Origin of the sequence: Leifsonia sp. P73 (assembly GCF_051059105.1) — a bacterium.
GTDB lineage: Bacteria > Actinomycetota > Actinomycetes > Actinomycetales > Microbacteriaceae > Leifsonia.
On record NZ_CP194932.1, the window covers coordinates 60,160 to 68,729 of the forward strand.

Below are 8,570 nucleotides of genomic sequence, written 5' to 3' on the forward strand. Positions count from 1 at the left end.
CTCGTGACTCTCTTGGAAACACCCACCCAAAAAGACGACCTCGAATCCGTACTCGATCAGGCGCGACGCCGTATCGAGGTCAGAGACGAAGAACTGCTCGAAGCGCGCAAGCGTAGAGACGCTGTAGCGGCATCCCTCCGAGCCGAATTCGCCGGCTCTCGCACCTACGTCAACGGAAGTATCGCGCACGGTGATGCCCTCACACCGTTGACCGACGTAGACCTGGGCGTGGTCGTCCCTGACCCCGATCACATTTACGGTCCCTACAAGACCGGCCCTTCCGTCCTCCAGGAACGCGCCGCCGCGGCGATTCGCCGCGACCTCAAGGAGGCCTATGGAGACATCGCCGTCGAACTGAAGGGCCGCAAGCGCTCGATCCTGGTGAGGTTCAGGGATCCCGTCACCCCAGGCCAGCCCGACTTCACCGCGGACGTCATCGTAGCCATCGACAACCCCGCAGGGGCGGGCCTCTTCATCCCCCGCTTCAACGGCTGGGATCGCTCGGACCCAGAAACGCACACTCGGCTTGTACGGGCAGCAGTGAAAGGCACCAACACCAGCTACGCGCGAGTCGTTCGCCTCGTGAAGCACTGGAACCGCACCCACGATAAGCCGCTCTGCTCCTGGAACATCAAGGCGCTCGCCCTGGGCTGCATCACTAGCCCAGTTGAACTCATCGAGGGCTTGCGAATTTGGTTCGAGTACGCGGCCGACGAGCTCAACCTGGGCGAAACCGAAGACCCGGCAGGTGTAGCGCCCCATCCGATCAAGATCAGCGAGAAGTGGAACCGTACCGAGGTGGTCCGGGAGCTTCGTCGCGCGCTTCAGATCCTCAAGTTCGCAATCCAACTGGAGAGTGACGGATACGAATTGCTCGCACAAGACGAGCTCGCCAAACTCTTCAAAGACGAATCGATGCTCCCGCACCCGCCGCAGGCAGCCGTTCGCCTCGAGCAAGCACGTCGGACAATGGCGGAGCGTCATGGCCAGTCGAAGCAGTTCGGCGCGCCGGCTCTGATTACCAGCACCGCCTCGCCGCGTGACCGGGTGAACGCACAGTCGTGGTCGGCATGAATAAGGGTCGCTGGTATGGCAACGATCCGGCCTGGCGCTATCCGATGGAACGAGACGCAAAGCGTCACTACGGCAGGCTTATCAGAGCAATCGATGGCCCTGGCTGGCTCGCCTACAAGCATCAAGGGGTCGAGGTGCGGGGCCGTATAGAAGCAGTTCCCGTGGAGATCCGGTTCTATGCCTCGCCGCCCTATGCCACTTATGGACTCACGCCGGACGAGTATCCACGAGTGTTCGCAGACCGCGGTGCTGCGTCCAAGCATCGAATGCCAGGCGACGGGGCGCTCTGCCTCTACTACGCCGCTGACCCCGAGGAGCGGCGTTGGACGCCGTCCCGGGGACTCCTCGCACTATTCGATCTCATCTCGGACCACCTCTTTTTCGAGGATTACTGGCGCGAGACGACCGAATGGCTGGGTCCAGAGGCTCCTCACGGGTTTGCGGCATGATGACACCGACGCCGATCCCAGCGCCCATCGGAGCAGCGTTCGTCGCAATAACCGGCGATGGGATCGCCACCATCATCGCGGCGATTCTTGCCGCGATGATGGTGGTGATCGGCTATCGCGTTCAACAATCACAAAGTCGGAAGGCAAGCCAAGCCGCCGTCTACGCCGAAGCCATCCGAGCCATTCATGACTACCTCGAGGCGCCCTATCGTGTGCGGAGGCGGGACGGGCGCGCCGCCAGTCGACTCGACGTTACCAATCACGTCAGTGATGTCCAGTCCCGCATTGCCTACTACAGAACGCTGCTTCAACTACATGCGCCCGAAGGTGTTTCTGTTCAGTACGACCAGTTGATTGCAGCTGCTCGTTCCGAAGCCGGCCCTCAAATGAGTGGCGCATGGGCAGGCAGGCCCACGCGGGCCGATAAGTCCGTCCCGCTCGGGACCCCGCTATCGCATCCAAAAAGTGACGAGATGATCGAACAGCTGATCCTCGCGATGAAAGGGTAAAGCGCAAATAGCGGACCACATCGGTACTCGCGCGATGAGCAGCATCGGCCGATCGGTGACCAGGGTCCTCGCCTGCCGCAGCTACCCGGTCAGACCCAACCGGTGCGCCACTACGCGCATCGCAGGATCGTTCGACGGAATGTCGTCGGCAGCCGTGATCTCAATGCCGGAGGGACTGGCCTCGTTGTAGGGAAGCCAGATGGCGCGGCACCAGGCTCGATCATGCTTGCTGCCGAAGTGCACGCCGCGCGGGTTCGATCCGTCATCGAGCTCGGCGTCGCGCATCATCTCCGCGAGCATGGTCGTCACCAAGCGGTTATCACTCATCAGGACCGAACGATTGAGCGACGGGATACCCTGATTCGCGAGAAACCTGGCCACCTCACCATCCGCCGGCCCCTGTAGCGCAGCGATCGAATCAGGATGCTGCACGTCGACCAACCAGCCGCCGCTAATAAGACGCCCCTGGTACATCCGGCGCCGCTCGTACCAGGTGGAGGGCAATGCACCAACGCCCCGAAAGTCGGCCTCGTCCCACTCCTCAGCGATCGCCTTCACCGTCTCATCGAGCGTCATCTCAAGAGCTGCCGCGATGGGAGCTAGTGGGTCTTTGCTCCCGTTAGCCCGTCTGAGATAGGCGAGTACCTCCGCGTATGCACACTCGGCCGTCTCCGCCAGGTAGTACGTGTAGCCAAGCGTGTCGAAGCGGCCCCACTCCTGGCGATGAACGTCCGGAGAGCGCCACGGCGCAGACGGCTGAGCGTAGGCCCGCTTCGCGACATGGAACCCGACGGCGTCGTCCACCGGTATCAACCGCAATCCCGTCTTTGTGCAGGTGCGCGCTCCAGCCGGTCTCACTCGTCGACGTCGCCGTCGATGAACGCCTGCGCCGCTCGACGCACCTCGGCGTGCCGGTCCTCCCGGATTGCCATCACCGGGGTTCCCTCGCCGAGCAGCGGGTTGCCGCCGATGAACCAGCGGCGTGCCACGTCGCGGCCCTCCTCGGCCTCCAAGGCCGTCCAGATCTGATGGGCAAACTGCACGCGGTTCCATGCGGCGTCCCGCGGTTCGGGGCCGTCTGGTCGCGCCCAGTCGTGCGGCTGCTTGCGGTTCTTCACACCGGCCAACGCTGCGACTAACGTCGAGCCGAGCATCTCGTTGAGTTGACGCACGATCTCGTGCGGGTTGCTCTTGTTGGTGCTCCGGTGCAGGGTTACCGGTGTGTGGGTGGTCATGGCACAAGTTTACGCGCCTTTGACGGCAGAACGCCAAAAAAGTAACTGAAAAGTAACATAAACAAGTCGCTGATAACCGTCGTTATGTCAGTTTAGGGATGGCCGGGTGCCACTGCGGCTATCAAGCTTCAGTCCCCTCGGCAACCGCCGGTTCGACCTCTGGGACGCGTGCGCCGGGCGCGGTGAACGTTGCGAGCACCGAGGCAGCGACGAAGCGGCCGGCGTCGTGGCGCTCGATCACTCCGGCGGCGCAGTCGTCCGCCGCGCCGTGCATGAGCCGGTAACAGACCGTGATGAGCCACTGCCGGGGCAGGTCGCGGCGAAAAGACCCGTCGGCCTGCCCGCGTTCGATCAGCGCGTCCAAGCGGCGAAAGTGCGCCGTGTGGTGATCGCGCATCCGCTCCTCCGGCAGCTCGTCTTCAGCAGCCTCGCGGATCGCGTTGAAGCGATGAACGACCTCCCAGCTCGCGCTGACCAGCCGGGCAAGCCCCTCGGCCGGAGGGCCGCTGATGTCGACGGAGTCCAGGACGTCACCGGATTCGGCGGTCACCCTTTCCAAGACGGCGTCGACCAGTTCCGCTCGCGTCGCGAAATGACCATAAAGGGTCATGCGCCCGACCCCCGCGCTTTCCGCGATCTGGGCGATCGTTGCGTGCGGGTCACTACTCAGGCAACGCTGCGCCGCATCCAGGATCGCTGAGACATTTCGTCGTGCGTCCGCTCGCTGATCACGCTTGACCGCCACTCCGACTCCTTAACCTGTACATCCATGCACGAGATAGTGTACCGTGTGTATCTCAAGCATGGATGTTTGAGTTAGTAGCCGAGGAGGCGCGGAGCATGATCCGACGAACGCAGAGGATTGCGGCGGTGAGTTCGATCTCCGGAGCGCTGCTGTTCCTGCTCGCGGTCATCGTCCATCCGGAACGCGACGGCGTCCACATCGCAGAGGCCGGCCCGCTCTACGGTCTCACCCACGGGATCGAGGCGATCGGCCTGATCCTCCAGATCATCGGCATCGCCGGCCTCTTCCTGCCGAACGTCGGCCGATTCCGGCCCCGCGACCTAGTCAGCGTGTATGGTGCGCTGCTCGGCACGATCTGGTACTTCGGGCTGATCGTGGTCGACGGCACCCGCAATCCCGTCACGGCGCGATATGCACCCGGCCTCGTGCACACGGCGGCCGACCTCGACACCGGCACCGCCATCATCGTGCTCCCGGCGCTCGTGCTCTTCCCGCTGGGCTATGTCTTGCTCGGGGTGATGCAGGCGCACTACGGTGCTCGGTGGATTGGCATCCTCATCGGCGTCGGGGCGGCTCTGTACACCACCGGAGGCCTGGCGATCTTCGGTCTGGGACCCGCATCCCCCGTGATCGAGATCCTTGAGATCGTCGGCGCTGTGCCGTACGCACTCGGAATCATCCTGATGGCCGGATTCTGGACCCGGCGGTCATCGTCTCACCCGGTCTCATCCCGAGAACTACCGATAGGAGAGCACTCGTGAACGACCGTCTCGCCAAGCCCCCGCCCGCGTGCTGATTGTCGGCCGCAGCCCCAGCGTCCTGACCGAAGCCGTCCACACCCTCCGCGCGAAGGAATACGCCGCCGACGCGACCAACCAGTTCGACCAGGTCCTCACGGACTACGACACTGGCGAACTCGACATCCTCGTCTTCGGGGGCATGGTCCCACTCGACGTGAAGCAGCACCTGCGCGAACAGGTCGGCGAACGCAACCCGGGTGTGACGTTCATCCAGGGCCTCGCCGGAATCGCCGGGGTCATCGCCGCTCAGGTGGAAGCGGCTGATTCGACGGGCGCAGCGGATCACATCATCTACGATTCCGCTCGGCGAACGATAGAGTTCACACTCACCGCTTCCAGCCGCGTCGTCGTGGAGGCATTATGGGCCGCGTCGTTCACGCCGCCCGAGCCGAAAAGTGCATCCATGGTGATCCTGAACGGGCAGCTCGACGCAGGACCCCACGCCAAACCTGTCCCCGACGCGATTCCCACGGCGGCCTCCTTCGCCGTCGTCCGCGTCGGACCGAACGTTCGCGTTCTCACTATCGGCGCCATCCCCGAGGCTGTGACCCGCATGGTTCCCAGAACGAGCGACGACCAGCGACTCCCCCGCCCGGGCCGTGACTACCCACGGCAGCGCGGGAGCTAGCGGGACGTCGAAAAACGGCGATCGGGGCTGATTCGGGCAATTCGAAACGAGCTTTACGACAAATCGCACTTCGTGCGAAGACCCAACGGTCCTGGTGTGGCGAGCAAAAGCATGACGTTTCCGTCAAACCCAAGATGATCATGTCCTGCGAACGACACGTGCCGCCTCGACAATGCGGCCGCGCATCCAGAGCCGGAAGCCGAGCGCAACGAGCACAATCATGATCGGGCCGCCGACGAACTCGGCCAGGGTGAACTGCCAACCCATGACGAAGGCCAGAACGAGCCCAAGCTCGAGCACCAGATTCGTCGACGCGATCTCGAACGCCATCGCCGCAGTGAAATTCGCTCCTTTTCGGAACAGCGCCCGGGCGAGCGCGACTGCAGCATAGGAGCACGAGGACGACGCGGCACCAAATAACGAGGCGACACTGATCGATTTCGGCGAATCATCGCTCATCAGCTTGGTGATCTTCTCTTTGCGCACAACCGCCTGGATGACGCCAGAAAGCGTGAATCCAAGGACCAGCGGCCACAGGATCTGCCAACCCATCGCACCGGCCATAGCCAACGCATCTCCTACCGCCGCGAACACATTCATTCGCTTCCTCCGATCCCGGATAGTTCAGCAATCACTGTATAGTCACTACATGCTGACTATTGCTTCGCGCCTCGACGTGATGAACAGGCTGGGTCGGGCGATGGCCGATCCGACACGATCGCGGATCTTGATGACGTTGCTGGATGGCCCGAGCTACCCCGCCGTTCTCGCGCGTCAACTGGAGCTCACCCGCTCGAATGTCTCGAACCATCTCACCTGCCTCCGCGATTGCGGCATCATCGTCGCCGAACCGGAAGGCCGCCAGACGCGCTATGAGATCGCGGATCCGCACCTGTCGCGGGCGTTGACGGCCCTGGTGGACGTGACGCTTGCCGTCGACGAGAGCGCGCCCTGCATGGACGCCACCTGCACCGTCCCCGGCTGCTGCGCAGGAGCCGCCCAGTGACCGCGGCCACCGCTCTCAGCCAGGAACGCCGCGACCACCTGCACCGTCGAGTGCGGTTCATCGTCGCCTTCACGATCAGCTACAACGTCATCGAAGCCATCGTTGCGGTGTGGGCCGGCACTGTGGCTAGCTCGGCCGCTCTCATCGGGTTCGGCCTGGACTCCGTGATCGAGGTGCTTTCGGCCCTCGCGATCACGTGGCAGTTCACCCGGAAAGACCCGGAACGGTGGGAGAAGGCAACTGTCCGGGCGATCGGGATCGCGTTCTTCGCTCTCGCCGCCTACGTGCTCGTCGATTCCATCCTCAGCCTGACCGGCATCCAAGAGGTCGACCACAGTCCCGTCGGCATCGCCTTGACCGCGCTGAGCCTGATCGTCATGCCGATCCTCGCCTGGTTCGAGGTCCGCACCGGGCGGGAACTGGGCTCCAAGAGCGTGCAGGCCGACGCGAAGCAGCTCATCCTTTGCGTCTACCTCTCCGGGACCGTGTTCATCGGCCTCGTGCTCAACAGCCTGTTCGGCTGGTGGTGGGCCGACTCTATAGCTGCGCTCATCGTCGCCGTTCTCGCGATCCGCGAGGGCATTGAGGCATGGCGTGGCGAGGTCGAATCACCGTTCGAGGTTCTCGGCGAAATGCGCGAGGGCTGACCCCTTCAATATGGAAGGAGGTGCCGTAATGGACTGTTGTGACCCGCTCACATGCACCCCCGAGCTCTGCGAGCCCGGCTGTAGCTGCTGCTGAATGTAGGCACCGAGAGGCGGGGTGGACCCGCTACCGCCCGTCCGCCCCGCCGCTACAATCAACTGACCGCGACAAAGTCGAGCATCGACGCTCAAGGGAAATCTCATGGCGCTTAGTCTTACCTGCAAGGCCTGCGGCGAAGTGATCTCGGGCGAGTCCGAAGACGACTTCGTGGAGAACGCTCGCGAGCATGCACGTGGTCACGGGCACGTAGGTCCTGCGCTGACCCGCGAGCACATTCTCGCCCGCTTCGAGCATGGCTATTCGGCTCCGGGACAGCACGGCCACTGAGGCGCCACAGCAAGAGTCTTAAAGGCTGCCGAGGAGCTCCGCGCACGCCTGTTCGCAGCGCCGACAGACTTCGGCGCAAATCCGGCAGTGCTCGTGCATTGTTGCATGCTTATCGCACTCATCTGCGCAGGCACCGCATACGGTTCGGCAGGCCTCGAGAGTCGCCCGGGTGACGTTTGCGTCATAGCCCGTGTGACGCGAGAGTACCGCCGCGGTCGAGGCGCAGATGTCAGCGCAGTCGAGATCGGTACGGATGCATTTGACGAGCTCGGCGACCATTTCTTCGCTTAGGCATGCGTCAGCACACGCCGTACAGGCTTGGCCGCATTCGATGCATGCCTCGATGCAGGCGACGAGCTTTTGCCGGTCGATTCCGCCGAGGTCGGCGGGATAGGTCTCGAGCATTTGCTGGACGGTGGACATAGGGTTCTCCTCCGTGGATCGGCAGTCCCCTTGCGAAGGTGACGGTACGCCGATTGCCGGCCAAGCCAAGAGGATGTGCAGAAGGCCCGAGCTGGCGGCTCGGGCCTTCTGCATTCCAGGGTGCTCTGCCCTCGGCCGTCGCTACCGGCTGGCTGTGGCGGCTTCTGCGCGGCATCGTCTTGTAGCTACGCGGGACGTCTCAACCCGATGCGGCGCCCGTGATCTGATCGACTGCATTGCGCCACCGGGGCGTTGATGTCCGCAGCTATTTTTTGCCACCCAGGGTGGCGATTCGCTCGCGATATTCTTCGGTGGTCAGTTCTCCGCGGGCGTACCGTTCGTCGAGGATCTGCCGCGGAGTGACGGTGGCCTTTTCAGTGCCGACTGGCCGGGGCGAAGCGGTCGAGTTGCGGATCAGGAACACGACAAGGATGACGATCCCGACAGCGACCAGCGCGCCCACGACCCACATCCAACCCCAGCCGTTGTATCCGTATCCCCACATCATGATGGTGCCTCTCGACTGCGCGAGCGCGACTTGCGCCCGCGGCCCCAGCCTTGCCGATTGTTCGGACGAGCACTAAGGCCATTAGTCCCTTTGCCCTTACCGACGAGGCGCCGGGGCTGTGGCGTTCCCGACTACGGCAGGGTTCCAGCGCCGCTCGGGTT

12 protein-coding genes and 1 pseudogene are annotated in these 8,570 nt (G+C 63.5%); 7 read left to right on the forward strand and 6 right to left on the reverse strand.

The window, feature by feature from the left end:
• The first annotated feature begins 3 nt into the window (after positions 1 to 3).
• The 3 genes from ACQ86L_RS21660 to ACQ86L_RS21670 are packed head-to-tail and all read left to right on the forward strand — an operon-like array spanning position 4 to position 2,032.
• Positions 4 to 1,074: a nucleotidyltransferase gene (locus ACQ86L_RS21660; RefSeq protein WP_392342502.1), complete on the forward strand. Its 1,071-nt coding sequence runs from the start codon at positions 4 to 6 to the stop codon at positions 1,072 to 1,074.
• A complete protein-coding gene (locus ACQ86L_RS21665; protein WP_434319014.1) occupies positions 1,071 to 1,523 on the forward strand; it encodes a hypothetical protein in 453 nt (150 codons plus the stop codon). Before ACQ86L_RS21660 ends, ACQ86L_RS21665 begins: the two co-directional genes overlap by 4 nt.
• Positions 1,520 to 2,032, forward strand: coding sequence for a hypothetical protein (locus tag ACQ86L_RS21670; protein WP_392342504.1), 513 nt, complete (start codon positions 1,520 to 1,522; stop codon positions 2,030 to 2,032). Before ACQ86L_RS21665 ends, ACQ86L_RS21670 begins: the two co-directional genes overlap by 4 nt.
• 81 nt (positions 2,033 to 2,113) lie before the next feature.
• Here ACQ86L_RS21670 and ACQ86L_RS21675 read toward each other — a convergent pair whose 3' ends face one another.
• The 3 genes from ACQ86L_RS21675 to ACQ86L_RS21685 all read right to left on the reverse strand — a co-directional run bounded on the left by ACQ86L_RS21675 (position 2,114) and on the right by ACQ86L_RS21685 (position 4,012).
• A complete protein-coding gene (locus ACQ86L_RS21675; protein WP_392342505.1) occupies positions 2,114 to 2,836 on the reverse strand; it encodes a hypothetical protein in 723 nt (240 codons plus the stop codon).
• Positions 2,837 to 2,886: 50 nt separating this feature from the next.
• A complete protein-coding gene (locus ACQ86L_RS21680; RefSeq protein ID WP_392342507.1) occupies positions 2,887 to 3,267 on the reverse strand; it encodes a hypothetical protein in 381 nt (126 codons plus the stop codon).
• Positions 3,268 to 3,388: 121 nt separating this feature from the next.
• Positions 3,389 to 4,012, reverse strand: coding sequence for a TetR/AcrR family transcriptional regulator (locus ACQ86L_RS21685; protein ID WP_392342508.1), 624 nt, complete (start codon positions 4,010 to 4,012; stop codon positions 3,389 to 3,391).
• A 125-nt stretch (positions 4,013 to 4,137) separates the two neighbouring features.
• Here ACQ86L_RS21685 and ACQ86L_RS21690 point away from each other — a divergent pair, with 125 nt between their 5' ends.
• A complete protein-coding gene (locus ACQ86L_RS21690; RefSeq protein ID WP_434319003.1) occupies positions 4,138 to 4,773 on the forward strand; it encodes a hypothetical protein in 636 nt (211 codons plus the stop codon).
• Positions 4,774 to 4,801: 28 nt separating this feature from the next.
• Entirely contained in the window at positions 4,802 to 5,440 is a 639-nt protein-coding gene (locus ACQ86L_RS21695; protein ID WP_392342510.1) for a hypothetical protein, read from the forward strand.
• 156 nt (positions 5,441 to 5,596) lie between these two features.
• Here the strand turns inward: ACQ86L_RS21695 and ACQ86L_RS21700 are convergent.
• Positions 5,597 to 6,040, reverse strand: a pseudogene (locus ACQ86L_RS21700) (permease); the annotation flags it as partial.
• Between the two features lie 49 nt (positions 6,041 to 6,089).
• On the opposite strand from ACQ86L_RS21700, the gene cmtR reads away from it, so the two are divergent.
• Together cmtR and ACQ86L_RS21710 are read left to right on the forward strand one after the other, a co-directional pair.
• Positions 6,090 to 6,446 (forward strand): Cd(II)/Pb(II)-sensing metalloregulatory transcriptional regulator CmtR, encoded by a 357-nt coding sequence (gene cmtR / locus ACQ86L_RS21705; RefSeq protein WP_392342511.1) that lies wholly within the window; start codon positions 6,090 to 6,092, stop codon positions 6,444 to 6,446.
• Positions 6,443 to 7,093, forward strand: a complete 651-nt coding sequence (locus tag ACQ86L_RS21710) for a cation diffusion facilitator family transporter (RefSeq protein WP_392342512.1) — start codon at positions 6,443 to 6,445, stop codon at positions 7,091 to 7,093. The genes cmtR and ACQ86L_RS21710 overlap by 4 nt, the downstream gene beginning before the upstream one ends.
• A 403-nt stretch (positions 7,094 to 7,496) precedes the next feature.
• On the opposite strand, the gene ACQ86L_RS21715 is transcribed toward ACQ86L_RS21710, so the two are convergent.
• Both ACQ86L_RS21715 and ACQ86L_RS21720 read right to left on the reverse strand, forming a co-directional pair.
• Positions 7,497 to 7,901 carry a four-helix bundle copper-binding protein gene (locus tag ACQ86L_RS21715; RefSeq protein WP_392342514.1) on the reverse strand — a complete coding sequence of 135 codons (405 nt, stop codon included), beginning with the start codon at positions 7,899 to 7,901 and terminating at the stop codon, positions 7,497 to 7,499.
• A 265-nt stretch (positions 7,902 to 8,166) separates the two neighbouring features.
• Positions 8,167 to 8,373, reverse strand: a complete 207-nt coding sequence (locus tag ACQ86L_RS21720; RefSeq protein ID WP_434319015.1) for an SHOCT domain-containing protein — start codon at positions 8,371 to 8,373, stop codon at positions 8,167 to 8,169.
• Positions 8,374 to 8,570: the final 197 nt, after the last annotated feature.

Bases quoted from the DNA above. Each gene is read 5' to 3' on its own strand.
- ACQ86L_RS21665 (WP_434319014.1), top strand. From the start codon at position 1,071: ATGAATAAGGGTCGCTGGTATGGCAACGATCCGGCCTGGCGCTATCCG.
- ACQ86L_RS21670 (WP_392342504.1), top strand. From the start codon at position 1,520: ATGATGACACCGACGCCGATCCCAGCGCCCATCGGAGCAGCGTTCGTC.
- ACQ86L_RS21680 (WP_392342507.1), bottom strand. From the start codon at position 3,267: ATGACCACCCACACACCGGTAACCCTGCACCGGAGCACCAACAAGAGC.
- cmtR (WP_392342511.1), top strand. From the start codon at position 6,090: ATGCTGACTATTGCTTCGCGCCTCGACGTGATGAACAGGCTGGGTCGG.
- ACQ86L_RS21715 (WP_392342514.1), bottom strand. From the start codon at position 7,901: ATGTCCACCGTCCAGCAAATGCTCGAGACCTATCCCGCCGACCTCGGC.
- ACQ86L_RS21720 (WP_434319015.1), bottom strand. From the start codon at position 8,373: ATGTGGGTCGTGGGCGCGCTGGTCGCTGTCGGGATCGTCATCCTTGTC.